At 75.1% G+C, this 18,792-nt stretch carries 17 protein-coding genes; 6 read left to right on the top strand and 11 right to left on the bottom strand.

Going from position 1 to position 18,792, the window contains the following annotated elements:
• Nucleotides 1–2 precede the first annotated feature (2 nt).
• The 8 genes from ACFWW8_RS04680 to ACFWW8_RS04645 form a co-directional block, all read right to left on the bottom strand.
• Nucleotides 3–1,367, bottom strand: a complete 1,365-nt coding sequence (locus tag ACFWW8_RS04680) for a cytochrome P450 (protein ID WP_386523576.1) — start codon at nt 1,365–1,367, stop codon at nt 3–5.
• 93 nt (nt 1,368–1,460) lie between these two features.
• On the bottom strand, nt 1,461–2,138 hold the full coding sequence (locus ACFWW8_RS04675; protein WP_386523573.1) for an HAD family hydrolase: 678 nt from the start codon (nt 2,136–2,138) through the stop codon (nt 1,461–1,463).
• A gap of 45 nt (nt 2,139–2,183) precedes the next feature.
• On the bottom strand, nt 2,184–2,663 hold the full coding sequence (locus ACFWW8_RS04670) for an Lrp/AsnC family transcriptional regulator (protein WP_386523571.1): 480 nt from the start codon (nt 2,661–2,663) through the stop codon (nt 2,184–2,186).
• A gap of 111 nt (nt 2,664–2,774) precedes the next feature.
• Nucleotides 2,775–3,575, bottom strand: coding sequence for a DUF1295 domain-containing protein (locus ACFWW8_RS04665; RefSeq protein WP_386523568.1), 801 nt, complete (start codon nt 3,573–3,575; stop codon nt 2,775–2,777).
• The gene (locus ACFWW8_RS04660) at nt 3,572–4,804 is read right to left on the bottom strand and encodes a class I SAM-dependent methyltransferase (RefSeq protein ID WP_386523565.1); all 1,233 of its coding nucleotides are present in this window, start codon (nt 4,802–4,804) and stop codon (nt 3,572–3,574) included. The genes ACFWW8_RS04665 and ACFWW8_RS04660 overlap by 4 nt, the downstream gene beginning before the upstream one ends.
• A complete protein-coding gene (locus ACFWW8_RS04655) occupies nt 4,801–5,535 on the bottom strand; it encodes a DUF1365 domain-containing protein (RefSeq protein ID WP_386523563.1) in 735 nt (244 codons plus the stop codon). Before ACFWW8_RS04655 ends, ACFWW8_RS04660 begins: the two co-directional genes overlap by 4 nt.
• Entirely contained in the window at nt 5,532–6,815 is a 1,284-nt protein-coding gene (locus ACFWW8_RS04650) for an NAD(P)/FAD-dependent oxidoreductase (protein ID WP_386523561.1), read from the bottom strand. Before ACFWW8_RS04650 ends, ACFWW8_RS04655 begins: the two co-directional genes overlap by 4 nt.
• Complete coding sequence (locus tag ACFWW8_RS04645; RefSeq protein ID WP_386523558.1) at nt 6,812–8,905, bottom strand: MMPL family transporter; 2,094 nt, start codon at nt 8,903–8,905, stop codon at nt 6,812–6,814. The genes ACFWW8_RS04650 and ACFWW8_RS04645 overlap by 4 nt, the downstream gene beginning before the upstream one ends.
• A gap of 232 nt (nt 8,906–9,137) precedes the next feature.
• Between ACFWW8_RS04645 and ACFWW8_RS04640 the strand changes: the two genes are divergently transcribed.
• From ACFWW8_RS04640 to ACFWW8_RS04630, 3 genes are all read left to right on the top strand, one after another.
• A complete protein-coding gene (locus tag ACFWW8_RS04640) occupies nt 9,138–10,745 on the top strand; it encodes an SDR family oxidoreductase (RefSeq protein ID WP_386523555.1) in 1,608 nt (535 codons plus the stop codon).
• A 34-nt stretch (nt 10,746–10,779) separates the two neighbouring features.
• Complete coding sequence (locus ACFWW8_RS04635; RefSeq protein WP_386523552.1) at nt 10,780–12,156, top strand: cryptochrome/photolyase family protein; 1,377 nt, start codon at nt 10,780–10,782, stop codon at nt 12,154–12,156.
• A 123-nt stretch (nt 12,157–12,279) separates the two neighbouring features.
• Nucleotides 12,280–13,299, top strand: coding sequence for a MerR family transcriptional regulator (locus ACFWW8_RS04630; protein WP_386523550.1), 1,020 nt, complete (start codon nt 12,280–12,282; stop codon nt 13,297–13,299).
• Here the strand turns inward: ACFWW8_RS04630 and ACFWW8_RS04625 are convergent.
• Nucleotides 13,226–13,807, bottom strand: coding sequence for an RNA polymerase sigma factor (locus tag ACFWW8_RS04625; RefSeq protein ID WP_386523547.1), 582 nt, complete (start codon nt 13,805–13,807; stop codon nt 13,226–13,228). The genes ACFWW8_RS04630 and ACFWW8_RS04625 overlap by 74 nt on opposite strands.
• Nucleotides 13,808–14,018: 211 nt before the next feature.
• Here ACFWW8_RS04625 and ACFWW8_RS04620 point away from each other — a divergent pair, with 211 nt between their 5' ends.
• The 3 genes from ACFWW8_RS04620 to ACFWW8_RS04610 all read left to right on the top strand — a co-directional run bounded on the left by ACFWW8_RS04620 (nt 14,019) and on the right by ACFWW8_RS04610 (nt 16,659).
• A complete protein-coding gene (locus ACFWW8_RS04620; RefSeq protein WP_386523545.1) occupies nt 14,019–14,612 on the top strand; it encodes a histidine phosphatase family protein in 594 nt (197 codons plus the stop codon).
• 97 nt (nt 14,613–14,709) lie between these two features.
• Nucleotides 14,710–16,227: an APC family permease gene (locus tag ACFWW8_RS04615; RefSeq protein WP_386523543.1), complete on the top strand. Its 1,518-nt coding sequence runs from the start codon at nt 14,710–14,712 to the stop codon at nt 16,225–16,227.
• Between the two features lie 9 nt (nt 16,228–16,236).
• Complete coding sequence (locus ACFWW8_RS04610; RefSeq protein WP_386523541.1) at nt 16,237–16,659, top strand: universal stress protein; 423 nt, start codon at nt 16,237–16,239, stop codon at nt 16,657–16,659.
• Nucleotides 16,660–16,769: 110 nt separating this feature from the next.
• On the opposite strand, the gene ACFWW8_RS04605 is transcribed toward ACFWW8_RS04610, so the two are convergent.
• Nucleotides 16,770–18,050, bottom strand: a complete 1,281-nt coding sequence (locus ACFWW8_RS04605; protein ID WP_386523538.1) for a cation:proton antiporter — start codon at nt 18,048–18,050, stop codon at nt 16,770–16,772.
• A complete protein-coding gene (locus ACFWW8_RS04600) occupies nt 18,037–18,723 on the bottom strand; it encodes a flavin reductase family protein (RefSeq protein WP_386523535.1) in 687 nt (228 codons plus the stop codon). Before ACFWW8_RS04600 ends, ACFWW8_RS04605 begins: the two co-directional genes overlap by 14 nt.
• Nucleotides 18,724–18,792: the final 69 nt, after the last annotated feature.

Raw genomic sequence — 18,792 nt, 5'->3', positions numbered from 1 at the left:
CCCTAAGGCCGGGCGGTGCGCAGGACGGCCGGGACGGGTCCCGCCGGCTGGAGGGTGAGGCCGGGGAACACCCCGGTCCGCCGTACCCCCGTGTCCAGGTGGAACCGCTGCCCGAGCACGGCCAGCACCAGCGCCGCCTCGACGAGGGCGAACCGCGCCCCCAGGCAGGCACGGGGGCCGCCGCCGAACGGGAACCAGGCGTGCTCCGGCACCGGATCCGGCGCGTCCGCGTCCCACCGCTCGGGGCGGAAGGCCTCCGGCTGCGGGAACCAGCGCTCGTCCCGGTGCACCGACCAGGGACTGGTCCACACCGAGGTGCCGACGGGCACCGCCCGCCCGCCGATGGAGGCCCCCTCCGCGGCCACCGCCGAGATCAGCCAGATCGGCGGGTAGATCCGCAGGGCCTCCTTGACCACCTGCCGGGTCCACGTCAGCCGCGGGTAGTCCTCGTACGTCGGCAGCCGTCCGCCGAGCACCCGGTCCCATTCGTCGGTCAGCCTGGCCCGTGCCGCGGGCGCCCCGGACAGCAGCTGCCAGGCCCAGGTCAGGGTGGTCGAGGTAGTCTCGTGGCCGCCGATGTACAGGGTGATGGACTCGTCCCGCAGCTCCTTGCGGGACAGCGGGCCGCCCCGTTCGTCGCGGGCCGCGAGCAGCCGGCTCAGCAGGTCGTCCCGCTCGGCGCCCGACGCGGAGGCGCTCTCGTGCTCGCGTATGACGTGCTCGATCTCCCGGTCGAGGACCGAGACGGCGGCGCGCATCCGGCGCCGCCCCGGGGTCCGCACCCACGGCGGCAGGAACAGCGTGATCCCGCGGAACTCGGTCCCCAGCTCCCGCTGCGCGGTGGCCATGGCCGCACTGATGGGCGCCTCGCGGCCGGCGGCGTCGCTCCCGAACAGGGTGCGGACCGCGATCCGCTGGGTGAGCCCGGCCATCTCCCGGTGCACGTCGATCCGGTCGCCCTCGCGCCAGCCGCCGGCCAGCGCGTCCGCGCACTCCACCATCGCGGTCGCGTACGAGCGGACCTGGCGCGGCCGTACGGCGGGCTGGACCAGCGCCCGCTTGCGCCGCCAGTCGTCGCCGGTGGCGACGACCACGCCGTTGCCCAGCAACTGCCGGAAGGCCCAGCCCAGTTCGGCCGGTCTGAAGGTCGACTCAACGGCCCCGAGCAGCTCACCGGCGTGCTCGGGCCGGGAGACCAGCACGTTGCGGTGGGGACCGAGCGACCACGGCACCCAGTCCCCGTAGTCGTCGCGCAGGGACTCGAAGAAGGACAGCGGATCGCGGGCGAAGGCGGGGAGATTGCCGAGGAGGGGCCACCGGCGCGGTCCGCGCTCGGCGCCCGGGGGCGGCAGCAGGGTGGCGGTCACCCGGGCATGGTGGCAGCGGACCGCGCGGGACACCAGGCATCGCGCGGGGCCGTTCGGGCGCCGCGGTGAACCGGCCGCCCCGCCGGACGCCGTTCAGGCGGTCCGGCGGGCCGTCAGCCAGTCGTGGGCGGCCTGCGCGCTGAACTCCCGCTGCCCGCCCGGGAAGAGCAGACCCGCGCCGGCGAACGCCGGGTCGTGCGCGGTCTCCGCCACGTACGGGACGGCCACGCACGCCATTCCGGCCGCCCGCGCGGCCAGCGCGCCCGGCGCCGCGTCCTCGACGACCACGCAGTCGGCCGGTTCGGCGCCGAGCCGGCGGGCCGCCTCCAGGAACACGTCGGGCGCCGGCTTGCCGTGGGCGACCTCCTCCGCGGAGACCACCGTGGTCAGCAGCGCGTCCAGGCCGGTGCCGGTGAGCACGGCGCCGATCGCCTCCAGGGAGGAGCCGGAGGCCACCGCCATCGGCACGCCGGACGCGTGCAGCCGCTCGACGAACGCGCGCATCTCGGGGAAGACCTCGGTCCCGGTGCGGGCCAGCTCCAGGTAGACGGCGTTCTGTTCGGCGAGCAGCTCCTCGACCGGCGCCGCGATGGCGTACCGGTCCCTGAGGATGTCCAGCGTCTCCAGGGTTCCGATGCCGATGAAGCGGGCGTGCTGCTCCCACGTGAAGTCGGGCACCCCGTGCCGGGCCAGTGTGCGGCGCCCGGACTCGTAGTAGTTCGGCTCGCTGTCCACAAGGGTGCCGTCGAGATCGAATATGACGGAAATCATCCGCTGTGCCCGTCCTGCCGGTCGTGTCCTGTCTAGACCATTCTGTCAGGTCTTGTGAGCGGCCCGGCCCACGGACTCGACCAGCGGCAGCAACCGGTGCGCCACCCGCTCGCGCAGGGCCACCTCGGTCCGGGTGCGGACCACGCCGGGCAGCTGGATCAGCCGCTGGATCACGTCCTCCAGGTGGGCGTTGTCCCGGGCCGCGACGCGTGTCAGCAGGTCCCCGCCGCCGGTGATGGAGAAGGCCTCGATGATCTCCGGGACGGCGGACAGGGCATCGCCCACGTCGTCCAGGTGCCCCTGGGTGACCTCGATGTGCACGAAGGCCAGCACCGGGTGTCCGAGCGCGGCGGGGGACAGGGAGGGGCCGGTCCCGGTGATCACCCCGGTCCGCTCCAGGCGGTCCAGCCGGGCCTGGAGGGTGCCGCGGGCCACCCCGAGGAGCCGGGCGTACTCGCGGACACTGGTGCGCGGCTGCTCGATCAGCAGGCGCAGGATTCTGGTGTCGAGCTCGTCCACCGCCATGCCGCGACTGTACCAACGGCCCACCGCGCCGGCCTCCGGACCGCCTGCCGGCCCGCCCCGCCGACCGCGCCCCCGTCAGCCGGCCCGCCCCTCCGCCGGCCCGCCCCCCCGTCAGCCGGAGCGCGCCGGGCCGCCGCGCGGCGGCCACGGGAAGAAGCCGCTCGTCCGCTCCCGGTACGCGGCGTACCCCGGGCGGTCCGCCATGTGCCGCTCCAGCAGGCGCTTGCCGCTGCCCGCGGTCAGCAGGTACGACATGAGCAGCGGAGCCACCACCGACACCGCCGCCGCCCCCACCGAACCGGCGGCGACCAGGTAGATGCCCCACCACACGCAGAAGTCGCCGAAGTAGTTCGGATGCCGGGTCCAGGACCACAGGCCCCGGTCCATGATCCGCCCCCGGTGCGCGGGGTCGGCCTTGAACCGGGCCAGCTGGTGGTCGCCGACCGCCTCGAAGACGAGCCCCGTCAGCCACAGCAACGTGCCCACGAGGGCGAGCGGGCCGAGCCCGCCGGTCGCGTACGACCCCGCCTGCACCGGCAGCGACACCAGCCACACCAGGGCCGCCTGGAGGAGGTACACCATGCGCAGCGCGTACAGGTTCCGGTTCCCCGGCGCCTTCGCCAGCATCCGGTCGTACCGCGGGTCCTCGCCGTGCCCGCGGCCGCGCCACGCGATGTGCCCGGCCAGCCGCAGCCCCCAGACCGCCGTGAGCACGGCCAGCAGCAGCGCCCGTCCGCCGCCGTCGGACATCCCGTACGTCGCCGCGGCCACCGCGGCGAAGGCGAGGCCCCACGCCACGTCCACGACGCGGTGCATCCGCTTGCGCACGCCGACCGCGAAGGTGGCGAGCATGACCGCGAGGGCGACCGCCGCGGCGACCGCCAGGTTGATCCCGAAACCCGACCAGTTCACGCCCGGTCACCCTCCCCGTCCCCGTTCCCGGCCGTCAGCAGGATCTGGTGCACGTCCAGGTAGCCCGAGGCGAACCCGGCCTCGCAGTACGCCAGGTAGAAGGTCCACATCCGCCGGAAGGTCTCGTCGAAACCCAGCTCGGCGATGCGGGCGCCCCGCTCGGTGAACCGTTCCCGCCACAGCTTCAGGGTCTGCGCGTAGTGCGCCCCGTACCCCTCGCAGCGGGCCACCCGCAGCCCGGTGTGCCGGCGTGCCATCTCCTCCACCACCTGGACCGACGGCAGCATCCCGCCCGGGAAGATGTACTTGTGGATCCAGGTGTACGTGTCCTTGGTCGCCAGCATCCGCTCGTGCGGCATGGTGATCGCCTGGATCGCCACCCGCCCGCCCGGGGCCACCAGCCGGTCGAGCGTGGCGAAGTAGACGGGCCAGTACTCGGCGCCGACCGCCTCGATCATCTCCACGCTGACCACGGCGTCGTAACTGCCCTGCGCCTCGCGGTAGTCGCAGAGCCGGACCTCCACCCGGTGCTCCAGCCCGGCGGCCTTGATCCGTCGCTCCGCGAGGTCCTTCTGCTCACGCGACAGGGTCAGGGTGACCACGGTCGCGCCCCGCCGGGCGGCCCGGATCGCCAGCTCCCCCCAGCCGGTGCCGATCTCCAGCAGCCGGGTGTCCGGGCCGACGGCGGCCAGGTCCAGCAGCATGTCGATCTTCCGGTGCTGCGCCGCGGCGAGGTCCGCCTGACGGGCCGGCAGGGCGCGGAACACCGCCGAGGAGTACGTCATCGTCGGGTCGAGGAACTCGGCGAACAGCTCGTTGGACAGGTCGTAGTGCCGCTCGATGTTGCTGCGGGAACCGTCCGGGGTGTTGCGGTCGGTCACCGGGTGCCGGGCCGCCCACAGTCCGCGCAACCGCTGGAGCGGCGCCGGCACCAGGGCCGCGACGTGCCCGGCCAGCACCGTCAGCACCGCCACCGGGTCCCGGGCGTCCCACTCGCCGGCCACGTAGGACTCGCCGAAGCCGATCAGGCCCTCGGCCGCGATCCGCCGCTCGAAGGCCACGGGGTCGTGCACGGCCATGGCGGGACCGCCCCGGCCCAGGGTCCCGTCGGGCCCCATCCGGACCTGGAGCGGCAGCCGGTCCAGGGCCCGGCGGATGATCAGGCGGCCGACCGCCGCCCGGGTCCGGGAGCACGGCGGCACCAAGGGAAGAGTCGTCGTCGCGCTCACTTCACACCCTCCTGGGGTACGGGTCGGGGGCGCGGCCGCACCGGCACGCCGCGCAGCCACAGCCGGATGCCGTGGAAACGGATGCCCACCGCCACGGCGGCGGTGGACCAGGGGTGGCGCAGGGCGGCCCGCAGGACGCCGCGGGCGCCGGCGGGCCGGCGCACACCGCGGACGGTGGCCGTCAGCCGGGCGCCGTCGGCCCCGCCGGCGAGCTGGACGCTCAGCGCGAGGCGGCCCTCCGGCGCGGGCAGCCGCATCCGGTAGGCGCCGTCCACGTCGAGGAAGGGGGAGACGTAGAACTCCTTGGGCACGCTGCCCTCGGCCTCGGCGGCCTCCGGGCCGAGCAGGTAGCAATGGCGCCCGCCGTACGTGTTGTGCACCTCGGCCACCACCTGGCGCAGGGCCCCGTCCGGGCCGTGGCACCAGTACACGGTGAGCGGGTTGAAGACGTACCCGAAGACCCGGGCGTGCGCGAGCATCCGCACCCGGCTCCCGGGCGGCAGCGGCACGCCCCGGGACGCGAGGAAGCCGTCCAGGCCCGCCCGGATCGTGGGCCGGCCGCCGCCGAAGTGGTCCCGCGGGTCGAAGCGGGCCAGGGTCCGCAGCGGCCCGGGCAGCCGGGGCAGTTCGTCGAGGTCCACCAGCCACAGATAGGTGCGGTGCCGCAGCGCGTACGCGGGTCCGCCGGCGCGGACGTGCCGGATGTCGGCCTCGTACAGAGCGGGCTTCACCACACCACCCCCAGCGCGGCCGCGGCCTTCACGCCCGAACGGCAGCCGTCCTCGTGGAACCCCCACCCGTGGTAGGCCCCGGCGAAGGCCGTCACCGGCCCGGACAGGGCGGGCAGCAGCCGCTGGGCGGCCACCGACTCCGGCGTGTACACGGGGTGTTCGTACTCCATCTCCGCCAGGACCCGGTCCGGGCGCACCGCGCCGGCGCCCGCGTTCAGGGTGACGACGTAGGGCTCCGGCGAGTCCAGCCCCTGGAGGCGGTTCATGTCGTAGCTGACCCGGACCCGTGCCTCGTCCGGACCGCAGCCCGACAGCCGGTAGTTCCAGCAGGCCCGGGCCCCGCCCGCGCGCGGCAGCACCGAGTCGTCGGTGTGCAGGACCGTCCGGTTGCGGGAGTAGCGGAACGCGCCGAGCGCGGCCCGTTCGGCGTCCGTCGGGTCGGTCAACAGCGCCAGTGCCTGGTCGGCGTGGACGGCGACGACCACCGAGTCGTACAGCGCCTCGGCGCCGCCGGCGGTGGTGACGCGCACGCCCTCCGGGGTGCGCGCCAGCGCCCGTACCGGGGTCGCGGAGTACACCGTGTCCAGGCGCTCCCGGAGCCGCTCCACGTACTGCCGGGAGCCGCCCGTGACCGTGCGCCAGCTCGGCGAGCCGCCCACCGCGAGCATCCCGTGGTGGTCGAGGAAGCGGAACAGGTACCTGGCGGGGTAGCGCAGCGCGGTGTCCGCCGGGCAGGACCACACCGAGGCCACCAGCGGGATCGCGAAGTGCGCCGTGAAGTAGGGCCCGAAGCCGCAGCGCTCCAGGAACGTGCCGAGGGTTATCTCGCGGGTGGTCTCCGGCGCGGCCAGCAGCCGCCGGGCCTGCCGGTGGAACACCGGGACCTGCGCCAGCATCCGCAGGTACGCGGGCCGCAGGGCGCTGCGCGGCCGGGCGAACAGGCCCCGGGGCCCGCGGGCGCCCGCGTACTCCAGGCCGCAGCCCTCGCAGTGCACCGACAGGCTCATCGTCGTCGGCCGGGTGGTGACGCCCAACTCGCCGAAGAGCCGCAGCAGCTGCGGGTACGTGCGGTCGTTGTGGACGATGAAGCCGGAGTCCACCGCCCGTATCCGCCCGTCGCGGCCCTTCAGTTCGTGGGTGTGGGCGTGTCCGCCCAGCCGGTCGTCGGCCTCGTACAGGGTGACCTCGTGGCTCCGGGCCAGCACGTATGCCGCCGTGAGCCCCGAAACGCCCCCGCCGACCACGGCCGTGCGCGGCCGCGGTCCTTCTCGTTCGGTCATCGCTTTCCTTCCTTCAGCGGTACTTCGGAGCCGAAGGGGGTCCCGGATGTGTCGCCGGGCGAACCGGGCCACCACGATTTCGGGCCGAGGTCCAGGACGAGCGCCGGAACCAGCAGCGAGCGGACCACCAGCGTGTCCAGCAGGACGCCGAACGCCACGATGAAGGCGATCTGCACCAGGAAGGCGAGCGGGATGACCCCGAGGGCCGCGAAGGTCGCCGCGAGCACGACCCCGGCGGAGGTGATCACCCCGCCGGTGGACGTCAGGCCGCGCAGGACGCCCTCCCGGTGGCCGTGCGCCGCGGTCTCCTCGCGGACCCGGGACATCAGGAAGATGTTGTAGTCGACGCCCAGGGCGACCAGGAAGACGAACCCGTAGAGCGGGACGGAGGAGTCCGTGCCGGTGAACCCGAACACCCCGCCGAAGACGAGGGCGCTGACGCCCAGCGTGGCGAGGAAGTTCAGTGCCACCGTGGCCACCAGCAGCAGCGGCATCACCAGGGACCGGAGCAGCACCGCCAGGATCACCAGGATGATCGCCAGCACCACCGGCACGATCAGCACCCGGTCCCGGGCGGCGGTTTGCTGGGTGTCGTACTGCTGGGCCGTGTAGCCGCCGACGAGCGCGTCGGCGCCGGGGACCGCATGCACGGCCGTCCGCAGTCCGGCCACCGACTCCTTCGCCGCGTCGCTGTCGGCCGCGTCCGACAGGACGGCGTCGATGCGGACCCGCCCGCCCGGACCGGGCCCGCCGGACTGGGCCGCACTCGCCACGCCCGGGACGGCCCGGGCGGCGGCGACGACCTCGGCGGAGCGGTCCGCGTCCGCGATCACCACGGCCGGATTGCCCGCGCCTCCCGGGAAGTGGGCGCCGAGCGCGGCCTGCGCGGACACGGAGGGGGCGTCGTTCACGAAGATCTCGTCGAGCGGCACGCCCTTCGAGTGCAGCATCGGGGAGAAGGCGGCGCAGGCCAGCAGCCCGGCCAGGGTCAGCGCCCAGACCCGCCGCGGCGCCCGGTCCACCAGCGCCGCGACCCGGGCCCACAGCCGGTGGCCCCCGTCCGCCGCGGACTTCGGGCGGGCCGGCCAGTACGCGGCCCGTCCCAGCAGGACCAGGACGGCGGGCAGGAAGGTCAGGGCGGCCAGGACCGCGCAGCCGATCCCGATCGCGCCCACCGGGCCCAGCGCCCGGTTGTTGGTGAGGTCGCTGAGCAGGAGCGCCAGCAGCCCGAGGGCGACCGTGGCCGCGCTGGCCGTGACCGGGCCGAGCGTGCGCCGCCAGGCGGCCCGCATCGCGTCGAACCGGTCGGGCCGCTCGGCCAGTTCCTCGCGGAAGCGGGCCGTCAGCAGCAGCGCGTAGTCCGTCGCGGCGCCGATGACCAGGATCGACAGGATGCCCTGCACCTGGCCGTCGACCCGTACGAGGCCCCGGTCGGCCAGCGCGTACACGATCGCGCAGGCCAGCCCGAGGGCGAGTACCGCCGCGAAGACGACCACCAGCGGCAGCAGCACGCTGCGGTAGACCCCGAGCAGGATGACCAGGACGGTGGTCAGCGCCACCCCCACCAGCAGCCCGTCGATCCCGGCGAACGCGTCGCCCAGGTCCACCTGGGTGGCCGCCGGTCCCGCGAGCAGCGCGGTGGCCCCGGGCACGGTCTCGGCCGCCTCCCGTACCTCGTCCAGCACGTCCGCCAGCGCGTCCCCGAGGTCGGGCCGCAGCGGTACCACGCCCTGCAGCGCCCGGCCGTCCTGCGACGGCAGGGCCGGCGAGGCCGGTCCGGCCGTGCCCTCGCGGCCGCCGAGCGAGGCGAGGGCGGCGGTCGCGGCCTCCCGCTGACCGTCGGTCACCCGCTGCCCCTCCGGGACGGTCCACACCACGACGGCGGGAAGCGACTCGGTCTGCCGCAGGGCGCGCTGGGCCTCCACCACCCGGGTGGACTCCGCGCTGCGCGGGAGGAAGGCCGCCTGGTCGTTGGTGGCGACCTCGCCGAGCTTGCCGGCGTAGGGGCCGAGCAGCCCGCCGACGGCCAGCCAGCCGATCAGCAGGAGGAACGGAATCACCAGGCGGGTGATCCGCGGGGACGGGTGCATGGCACTCCCGGTTCCGAGGGGCGTCTGTGTTCTGGTGGTGCTTCGGGTGGCGCGGTGGTCCTGGTGGCTCTGGTGGTGCGGCGCTCGCGGCGCCGCGGTGGGAGTGTCAGGGGTAACTGCATCGGCTTTCGGCCAGGACACGTCATCCGGATGCGCCGATCGGGGGAACGGCGCATCCGGACGGGCCGGACCAGCGGAAACCCGTACGGGACGACAAGGAGCGGAGAGAGCCATGACGGGCCTGCATTGTCTGGTCACCGGGGCCACCGGCTACATCGGCGGCCGACTGGTGCCCGAACTCCTCGACGCCGGACACCGGGTGCGCTGCCTCGCCCGCACCCCGGCGAAGCTGCGCGACCACCCCTGGGCCGACCGCGCCGAGGTGGTGAGGGGCGACGCCACCGACGCGGGATCGGTCGCGGCCGCCCTGGAGGGCATCGACGTGGCGTACTACCTGGTCCACGCACTCGGCGGCGGATCCGGCTTCGAGGGCCGCGACCGGGACGCCGCCCGGATCTTCGCCGAGCAGGCCGCCGCGGCCGGGGTCCGCCGCATCGTCTACCTCGGCGGCCTCACGCCCTCCGGCATCCCGGTCCGGGAACTCTCCCCGCACCTGCGCTCCCGCTCCGAGGTCGGCGAGATCCTCCTCGCGGGCGCCGTCCCCGCCACCGTCCTGCGCGCCGCCGTCATCATCGGCTCCGGCTCGGCCTCCTTCGAGATGCTGCGCTACCTCACCGAGCGGCTGCCGGTCATGGTCACCCCCAGCTGGGTCGGCACCCGCTGCCAGCCCATCGCCGTCCGCGACGTCCTGCGCTACCTCGTCGGCAGCGCCACCATGCCGCCCGAGGTCGACCGGGCCTTCGACGTCGGTGGCCCGGACGTGCTCACGTACGAGGAGATGATGCGCCGGTACGCCGTGGTGGCGGAGCTCCCCAGACGGCTCATCCTGCGGGTGCCCATGCTCACCCCCCGACTCTCCAGCCACTGGATCGGCCTGGTCACCCCGGTTCCGCGGGCGCTGGCGCGGCCGCTCGCCGAGTCCCTGCGCCACGAGGTGATCTGCTCCGAACACGACATCGCGCGGTACGTGCCCGATCCGCCGGACGCCCCCATCGGCTTCGACCAGGCGCTCGCACTGGCCCTGCGCCGGGTGCGGGAGGCCAAGGTGGACACCCGCTGGTCCTCCGCCTCCGTCCCGGGCGCGCCCAGCGACCCGCTGCCGACCGATCCCGACTGGGCGGGCGGGAGCCTCTACAAGGACGAGCGGGAGCGGGACGTCGGGGCCTCGCCCGAGGCGCTGTGGCGGGTGGTGGAGGGCATCGGCGGCGAGAACGGCTGGTACTCCTTCCCGCTGGCATGGTCCGTGCGGGGCTGGCTGGACCGCCTCGCGGGCGGGGTCGGCATCCGCCGCGGCCGGCGGGACGCGGTCCACCTGCGGGTGGGGGACTCCCTCGACTTCTGGCGGGTGGAGGAGATCGAACCGGGCCGCCTGCTGCGCCTGCGCGCCGAGATGCGCCTGCCGGGACTCGCCTGGCTGGAGATGTACGCGGACCCCTGCCAGGACGAGCCCGGCGCGGCCACCGGCTCCGGGACGGCCCCGGCCACGGGCTCGGGGACGGCCCGGACGCGGTACCGGCAGCGGGCGCTGTTCCACCCGCACGGGCTGCTCGGACACCTGTACTGGTGGAGCGTGTCGCCCTTCCACGCCGTCGTCTTCGGCGGCATGGCCCGCAACATCGCCCGCGCCGCCGAACGCCTCGACGGCGCCGAGGGCGACGGCGCATCCAAGGGGGGCCCCGTCACCGAAGTACCGGTCGACAGCCGTCCCCCACGAACCTGACCCTCCTGACAGTCCTGACGCGGAGCGAGAGCCCATGAACGTCGCGGTGGTCCTGTACACCTCCGACCTGCGCCTGCACGACCATCCGCCGCTGCGGGCGGCCCTCTCCTCCTGCGACCGGGTCGTCCCGCTGTTCGTCCGCGACCGCGCCGTCGAGGCCGCCCCCGGCTTCGCCTCGCCCAACCGGCGGGCGTTCCTCGCCGACTGCCTCGCCGACCTCGACGCCGGCCTGCGCGAGCGCGGCGGCCGGCTCGTCGTCCGCTCCGGGAACGCCGTCGAGGAGACCGCCGCCCTGGTCCGGGAGGCCGACGCCGACGAGGTCCACATGTCCGCCGGGGTCAGCGCCTACGCCCATGCCCGCGAGGAACGCCTGCGCGCCGCCCTCGAAGCCGAGGGACGGCGGCTGTACGTGCACGACATGGTGGTGACCACCGTCGCCCCCGGGGCCATCACCCCCGCAGGCTCCGACCACTTCGCCGTCTTCACCCCGTACTTCCGCCGCTGGGCCGACCTGCCGCCGCGGCCCGTGGCCAGCGCCCCGCGCGCACTGAGCGTGCCCGACGGCATCGGCTCCGAGCCGCTGCCCGAGCGCAGCGCCGTCACCGGCGCCTCCCCGGGCCTAGCCCGCGGCGGCGAGACGGAGGCCCGCCGGCTGCTGTCGCACTGGCTGCGCTCCGGCATCACGCGCTACGAGGACGTCCACGACGACCTCGCGGGCGACGCCACCTCCCGGCTCTCCCCGCACCTCCACTTCGGCACCCTCTCGCCCACCGAGGCCGTGCAGCGCGCCCGCGCCGCCGGCGGTCCCGGCGGCGACGCCTTCGTACGGCAGCTGTGCTGGCGCGACTTCCACCATCAGGTGCTCGCCGCCCGCCCCGCGGCCGCCGCCGAGGACTACCGCGACCGCCGGGACCACTGGCGCGCGGACCGCGCCGCGGAGGAGGAGACCGAGGCCTGGAAGGAGGGACGCACCGGCTACCCCGTGGTCGACGCGGCGATGCGCCAGTTGCGCCACGAGGGCTGGATGCACAACCGCGGCCGGCTGCTCGCCGCGAGCTTCCTCACCAAGACCCTGTACGTCGACTGGCGGGTCGGCGCGCGCCACTTCATGGACCTGCTCGTGGACGGGGACCTCGCCAACAACCAGCTCAACTGGCAGTGGGTCGCCGGGACGGGCACCGACACCCGGCCCAACCGCGTCCTCAACCCGGTCCGCCAGGGCCTGCGCTACGACCCCGAGGGCCGCTACGTGCACCGCTGGGTACCGGAGCTCGCCGGCCTGTCGGCGCCGCGCGTCCACGAACCCTGGCGGCTGTCCGTCCCGGAGCGCGCCCGGTACGACTACCCGGACCCGGTGGTGGAGCTCGCCGACGGCCTCGACCGCTTCCGCAACGGCCGGGGGACCGGATGAGGGCCGCCGTTCCGGCGCACCGCCCCGTGCCCCGCCACCCCGCCCCGCGCCCCTCCCGCCGCCGCCCGGCCCGCGGGCTCCGCACCCGGACGTCCGGCCCCGCGCCGGACGTATCGTGAGCGGGTGCAGCCCGTGCCGCCGACCACACCGCCGCAGGACCTCCCCGCCGCCGCGCTGAGCACCGGAGCCGTCGCCCGGCGCCTGGGGGTGTCGCCCACCACGCTGCGCTCCTGGGAGCGCCGGTACGCCATCGGCCCCGCCCGCCGCGAGGACGGCCGCCACCGCCGCTGGACCGCCCAGGACATCGCCCGGCTGGAGCTGATGTGCCGGCTCACCGCGCAGGGCGTGCCCCCCGCCGAGGCGGCGCGGGCCGCCCGGGGCGCCGCCCCCGACGCCCCCGTCCTGCGGGAGGAGGCGGGCCGCGCCCCCGGCGGGCCCAACGCGCTGCCCCTCGGCGAGGTCCGCCCGGAATGCCGGGGGCTCGCGCGGGCCGCCGTACGCCTGGACGCGCCGGCCGTGGAGGAACTGCTGGACGCCGCCGTCGCGGAGCACGGCCTGGTCACCGCCTGGGAGGAGGTCATCGCGCCGACGCTGCACGCGGTGGGCCGCAAGTGGGCCTCGGCCGGGGAGCGCTACGTGGAGGTGGAGCACCTGCTGTCCTGGTACGTCTCCTCGGCGCTGCGCCGGATCCGGACCGCGCCCGGCAGGCCGCACACCCCGCCGGTGCTGCTCGCGTGCGTGCCCGGCGAGCTGCACAGCCTGCCGATGGAGGCGCTGGCCGCGGCCCTCGGCGAGCGGGGCCTGCCGGTACGGATGTTCGGGCCCGCGCTGCCCGCCGACGCGCTGCACGAGGCGGTACGGCGCACCGGCCCCCGCGCCGTCGTGCTGTGGTCCCAGTCCCGGATGACCGCCGACCGGGCCCTGGTCCGCTCCGTGGCCGGGATCGAGTGGGGCCTGCGCGGCGCCCGCGGGCACTCGGCCCTGCTGCTCGCCGGACCGGGATGGGCCTCGGGGTCGCAGGACCCGCGCGCCGAGCGGCTGTTCGGGCTGCGCTCGGGGGTCGACGTCATCACGGCACTGGCAGCGGGGGCGCCTCCAGCGACCGGCGCAGGACGTGGAGCGCCCGCCGCATATGGCTCTTGACGGTGCCCAGCGGCAGCCCGGTGCGGGCCGCGATCTGGGTCTGGGTGAGGTCTCCGTAGAAGGCCAGGCGCAGCACCCGCTGCTGCGCCGAGGGCAGCCGGGACAGTTCCCCCAGCACGAGCACCCGGTCCACCACGCGCTCCGGCTCGGGCTCCGGCCAGGCGTGACCGCCGGGCCGCGGGACCAGGGACGGGAAGGCGCGCGCGGCCGCGGCGGCGGCGCGGGCGCGCCGGGTCCGTGCCTCCAGGGCGTCGGCCACCTTGTGCCGGGTGATGCCGGTGAGCCACGCCCCGAGTCCGCCGGGCCCCGGCCGGTAGCCGTGCCGGCCGCGCCACGCGGCCAGGAACACCTGCTGGGTCACGTCCTCGGCCTCCCGCTCGTCGCCCAGTGAGCGGCGGGCCAGGGAGTGCACCAGCGGCCGCCAGCGGCGGTAGACCTCCTCCATGCAGCCCTCGTCGCCCGCCGTGAAGCCGGCGGTGACGCGTTCCTCGCGTTCCTCGTCGTCCATGGCACGAGCCTCGCGAGCACGCCCCGTCCGGCAAACTCGCAGCGTTTTCGCATCGATTCCGGGCCGGATCCGTGCACGGCCCGAACAGCCAGGAGCACCCCGCTCGACCTCCGTGACGCCCGGCGGCGGCACACCTCCCGGGATCGTCCCGCGCCGACATGCCGGGGGGCCGCGGGGCATCGCGCGGGCCGCGGGGCGTAGGGTCCGGGGGATGAGCGATCTGCTGCTGGTGAGGCACGGCGAAACGGCGTGGAGCGCCAACGGGCGGCACACCGGACGCACCGACGTGCCGCTGACCGCGCGCGGCGTCGAGGAGGCCATCTCGCTGGCCCCCTACTTCCGCGACCGGCACCCGGCACTGGTGCTGACCAGCCCGCTGCGCCGGGCGGTGGCCACCGCGCAGCTCGCGGGCCTCACCGGCGGGGTCACCGACCCGGACCTGTACGAGTGGGACTACGGCGGCTACGAGGGCGTCACCACCGCCGAGATCCGGCGTACCGTCCCCGACTGGTCGCTGTGGACCGACGGGGTGCCCCCCGGCGACGCCGAGCACCCCGGGGAGAGCGCCGCCCAGGTGGGCGCCCGAGCGGACCACGTCCTGGCCCGGATCGCACCCGTGCTCCGCGCGGACGCCGGGGACGCCGTCGTGGTGGCCCACGGGCACTTCCTGCGCGTCCTCACCGCCCGCTACCTGGGGCTCGGGCCCGAGGAGGGCCGGCTGTTCCTGCTCCGCACCGGCACGGTCAGCGTGCTGTCCACCGAGCACGGGCTCCCGGTGATCGCCGGCTGGAACACCCACCCCTGAGCCCTTCCCGGCGCCGGTCCGTCCGGCTCCGACCCGGCCGGCCCTGTTACCGGCCGCTCGCCTCGCGCGGACGGGGGCCCGGGGCGACGATGCGTACATGGCCCACGACGACGGTGCGGGCGGTGGCGGCGGACCGGAGACCGGAATCCCGGAAGCGGGGCTGAAGGCCAACGCGATCGGTTTCCTCGACGCGCTCGTCATCGGCCTGAACTCCACTTCGCCCGCGTACTCCCTGGCAGCGGTGATCGGCCCGATCGTGGCCCTGGTCGGGATCTACGCCCCCGGGGTGATGCTCGCGTCCTTCGTCCCGATGCTGCTGATCGCCGCCGCCTTCTACTACCTCAACAAGGTCGACCAGGACTGCGGGACCACGTTCTCGTGGGTCACCCGGGCCATGGGGCCCTGGGCGGGGTGGCTCGGCGGCTGGGCCATCGCGATGACCGGCGTCCTCGTCATCGGCTCGCTCGCCGACGTGGCCGTCCACTTCGGCCTGCTCGCCGCGGGGCTCGACGGCTGGGCCGACAACGCGCTCGTCCGCCAGGGCCTCACCGTCCTGGTGATCCTGGTGATGACCGCCATCTGCGTCATCGGCACCGAGATGTCCGCCAAGCTGCAGAACGTGCTGATCCTCGCCCAGGTCTTCTTCCTCCTGGTCTTCGCCGTCGTGGCCCTGTACCGGGTCTACGCCGACACCAGCACCCTCGACTCGATCAAGCCGTCCGCGGCCTGGCTCAACCCCTTCGGGGCCGGCGGCGCCGCGCTCACCGGCGGACTGCTGCTCGGGGTGTTCATCTACTGGGGCTGGGAATCCGCGGTCAACCTCACCGAGGAGGTCGAGAACTCCGCCACCGCCCCCGGCAAGGCCGGGATCTGGTCGACCGTGGTGCTGCTGGTGACCTACCTGTCGGTGGGCTTCGCCGTCGTCGCGTACGCCGGAACCGTCTTCCTCGCCGAGAACGCCTCCGAGGAGGAGGCCGTCTTCGCGGTCCTCGCCCACGAGGTCATGGGCGGCTGGGACTGGGTGGTGCTCCTCGCCGTCTGCACCTCCGCGCTCGCCTCGACGCAGACCACGATCATCCCGGCCTCCCGGACGGCACTGTCGATGGCCCGCCGGCACGCGCTGCCGCCGCGGCTCGCGCACATCCACCCGCGGTTCCGGACCCCCGACGTCAGCACGTGGTGGGTGGCCGGCATCGCGATCGGCTGGTACCTCGTCGTCAACCAGATCAGCGAGAACGCGCTGCTGGACTCGCTGACCGCGCTCTCCCTGCTCATCGCGTTCTACTACGCGCTCACCGGGCTGGCCTGCGCCATCTACTACCGACGCCACCTCCTGGAGAACGTGCACAACTTCGTGCTCATCGGCCTCGGCCCGGTGGTCGGGGCCGGCCTGCTGGCGTGGTTGCTCGTGGAATCGATCGGCGACATGTCGGACCCCGAGAACTCCGCCGGCGGCGTCTCCTGGTTCGGGCTCGGCCCGCCCCTGGTCATCGGCATCGCGATCGCCGTCGTCGGCGTGCTCGTCATGTGCTTCTGGCGGGTACGGGACGGCAGGTTCTGGCAGGAGCGGCGCAGCGTGGCCGACCCGGAACTCGTCCACGCGAAGAAGTCCTGAGGAGGCCCGATGTCCGTCGTTCTGGGGTACGACGAGTCGCCCGGTGCGGAACGGGCCCTGAGGGTCGCTCTGGAGGTCGCGGCGGCCTTCGGCGAGCCCCTCGTCCTCGTGTTCGGCGCCGCCGCCCCCGGCTCCACCGGGGAGGAGTACCGCGCCCACCGCGAAGCCGTCCGGCAGGCGGGCCGCAGCGCCCTGGCGCACGCCGTCGAGGCGGCCGACGCGGCCGGGGTGCCGTCCGCTGTCGAAGTGGTCGACGAGAAGCCGGCCCAGGCCCTGCTCGACGCCGCCGCGCGGCACGACGCCCGGGTGATCATCGTCGGCAGCTGGGGGGACAGCCCGATCCGGGGCGCCCTGCTGGGCTCCACCCCGCACAAGCTGCTGCACCTCTCGCCGGTCCCGGTGCTGTGCGTACCGACCGAGAACGAGCCCTGACGCCGTACGGCCGCGGCGCCGCACCGCCCCCGCGGTGACGACGCCGTCCGCGGTACGGCCCGTACGGGGACGGACCGCACCACGGCGGCGTGCCGGGGCCCGGCCGACCGTCAGGGGCCGGAGAGCGCGCTCTCGGGCACGGGCTGGACCGGGGCGGCCGGACGGAGCGCCTTCCCGGAGCGGAGCAGGGTGAGGGCCGGGCTGGTGACGGCCGTCGTCACGAGCGCCATCAGCACGAGCATGGTGAACAGCTCCGGCCCGATGACGCCGAGTTCGAGACCGACGTTGAGGACCACCAGCTCGGTCAGCCCCCGGCAGTTCATCAGCGCCCCGATCGACATCGACTCCCGCCAGGGTCTGCCGCAGGCGCGGGCCGCGACCGTCGCACCGCCCCATTTCCCGAGGACGGCCACCACGAGGATCGCCCCCGCCCAGAGCCAGAGCTCGGGCGTGGCCGTCAGGCCCCCGATGTCGGTGCGCAGCCCCGTGTGGACGAAGAACAGCGGAAGCAGCACGGGCACGGCGAAGGCCCGCAGCCGCGCCGCGGACGCCTCGATCCGGTGACCCGTGCGCGGGGTGACGACCCCGAACAGGAACGCGCCGAACAGGGCGTGCACGCCGATCCGGTCCGTGGCCAGCGCCGACAGGCTCAGCCCACTGAACAGCGCGACGAGCACGATCCCGTCCTGGTGCCGCTCGGCGCGGGCCGCCCAGCGGGCCAGCAGCGGCCTCACCAGGTAGAACATGACGAGGGTGAAGGCCACGGCGAGCGCCGCGGTGGTCGCCGCCTCCACCGGGGAGCCGGCCGAGGACAGGGCCACCACCAAGGCGAGCAGGCACCACGCGACGACGTCGTCCACGGCCGCGCAGGCCATGGCGAGCGCGCCGAGCGGGGTCCCGTACAGCCCCCGGTCGATGAGGATGCGGGCCAGGACGGGGAACGCGGTGATGCTCATGGCCACCGCGATGAACAGGGTGAACGGGACCCGGCCCACCCCGTCCGGCGCGAAGTCGCCGTACATCGCGACCGCCAGGAGCGCGCCGAGGGCCAGGGGCAGCAGCATGCCGGCCTGACTGACGGCCACGGCGACGCGGGTGTGCCCGCGCAGGCTCTTCAGGTCGAGTTCCAGCCCGACCAGGAACATGAAGGCGAGCAGTCCGAGCTGGCCGAGCACGGAGGTGTACGGCAGCACGGCCGGCGGGAAGAGCCAGTGCTGGGCGTCCGGCCACAGCCAGCCCAGCAGCGAGGGGCCGAGCAGGATGCCGGTGGCGATCTCGCCGACCACCGGCGGCTGGCCGAAGCGCCGGAAGAGGGCGGCCCCCGCCTGGCAGGCGAGGATCACCACCGGGACGGCGACCAGGAGCGCGGGCATCGGGTCAGCGGATGACACGGGTGCCTCCCTCGGCGGTGGCGGCGGGCCGGACGAGCGGGGCGGCGGGCAGGGCTGCGGGCAGGGCTGCGGGCGGAGCGGCGGGAGGCGGCGGCGCGGAGGCCGCCTCGGACCACAGCGCGTAGCGGCGCAGTCCGTACAGCAGCGGCTGCGGGTCGTCCCGTACGGTCACCCGTCCGACCTCGGCGAACACGGCCGTGTGGTCCCCGAAGCCGACGGTCCGCACCACGGTGCAGTCCGCGACGGCGTGGGCGTCCTCGGTGAGGTGCGGGCCGCCCGCGCCCAGCGGCAGCCGCCACTCGGTGCGGTCGAAGCGGTCGGCCGCTCCGGAGGCGAACAGGTCGGAGGTGCCGCGGGCCCGCTCGTGGAGCAGGTTGAGGGCGAAGTGGCCCTGGGCGAGGAGCACGGCGAGCGTCGGGCTCGCCGCCCGTATGCACACCACCAGGGTGGGCGGCTCCAGGGCGACGCTGGCCACGGAGCTGCAGGTCAGGCCGTGGGGCGCGGCGTCGGAGTCCAGGGTGGTGACGACGGACACCCCGGTGGGGAAGGCGGCCATGAAGGGGCGCAGGTCGGCCTGCCTGCCGCCGGCGGCCGCGGATTCGTCCGGGGCGTCGGGCGGCGAGGGCGGCGCCTGCTGTGGCGCGGTGGGATGGGGCGCGGAGTGGTGGGGCATGTCTGACTCCTGAGGTGGCTGAAACACTGCGGCCCGGCAGCCGGCGGAGAGCCGTGCTGCCGGGCCGTG

The organism is Streptomyces sp. NPDC058701 (genome assembly GCF_042715295.1).
GTDB lineage: Bacteria > Actinomycetota > Actinomycetes > Streptomycetales > Streptomycetaceae > Streptomyces.
This window is presented reverse-complemented; position numbering and strand designations above follow the sequence as displayed.

What these genes read in the sequence shown, in the direction of transcription:
- ACFWW8_RS04675 (WP_386523573.1), bottom strand. Translation starts at nt 2,138, where the DNA reads ATGATTTCCGTCATATTCGATCTCGACGGCACCCTTGTGGACAGCGAG.
- ACFWW8_RS04670 (WP_386523571.1), bottom strand. Translation starts at nt 2,663, where the DNA reads ATGGCGGTGGACGAGCTCGACACCAGAATCCTGCGCCTGCTGATCGAG.
- ACFWW8_RS04650 (WP_386523561.1), bottom strand. Translation starts at nt 6,815, where the DNA reads ATGACCGAACGAGAAGGACCGCGGCCGCGCACGGCCGTGGTCGGCGGG.
- ACFWW8_RS04645 (WP_386523558.1), bottom strand. Translation starts at nt 8,905, where the DNA reads ATGCACCCGTCCCCGCGGATCACCCGCCTGGTGATTCCGTTCCTCCTG.
- ACFWW8_RS04640 (WP_386523555.1), top strand. Translation starts at nt 9,138, where the DNA reads ATGACGGGCCTGCATTGTCTGGTCACCGGGGCCACCGGCTACATCGGC.
- ACFWW8_RS04635 (WP_386523552.1), top strand. Translation starts at nt 10,780, where the DNA reads ATGAACGTCGCGGTGGTCCTGTACACCTCCGACCTGCGCCTGCACGAC.
- ACFWW8_RS04625 (WP_386523547.1), bottom strand. Translation starts at nt 13,807, where the DNA reads ATGGACGACGAGGAACGCGAGGAACGCGTCACCGCCGGCTTCACGGCG.
- ACFWW8_RS04620 (WP_386523545.1), top strand. Translation starts at nt 14,019, where the DNA reads ATGAGCGATCTGCTGCTGGTGAGGCACGGCGAAACGGCGTGGAGCGCC.
- ACFWW8_RS04615 (WP_386523543.1), top strand. Translation starts at nt 14,710, where the DNA reads ATGGCCCACGACGACGGTGCGGGCGGTGGCGGCGGACCGGAGACCGGA.
- ACFWW8_RS04610 (WP_386523541.1), top strand. Translation starts at nt 16,237, where the DNA reads ATGTCCGTCGTTCTGGGGTACGACGAGTCGCCCGGTGCGGAACGGGCC.
- ACFWW8_RS04600 (WP_386523535.1), bottom strand. Translation starts at nt 18,723, where the DNA reads ATGCCCCACCACTCCGCGCCCCATCCCACCGCGCCACAGCAGGCGCCG.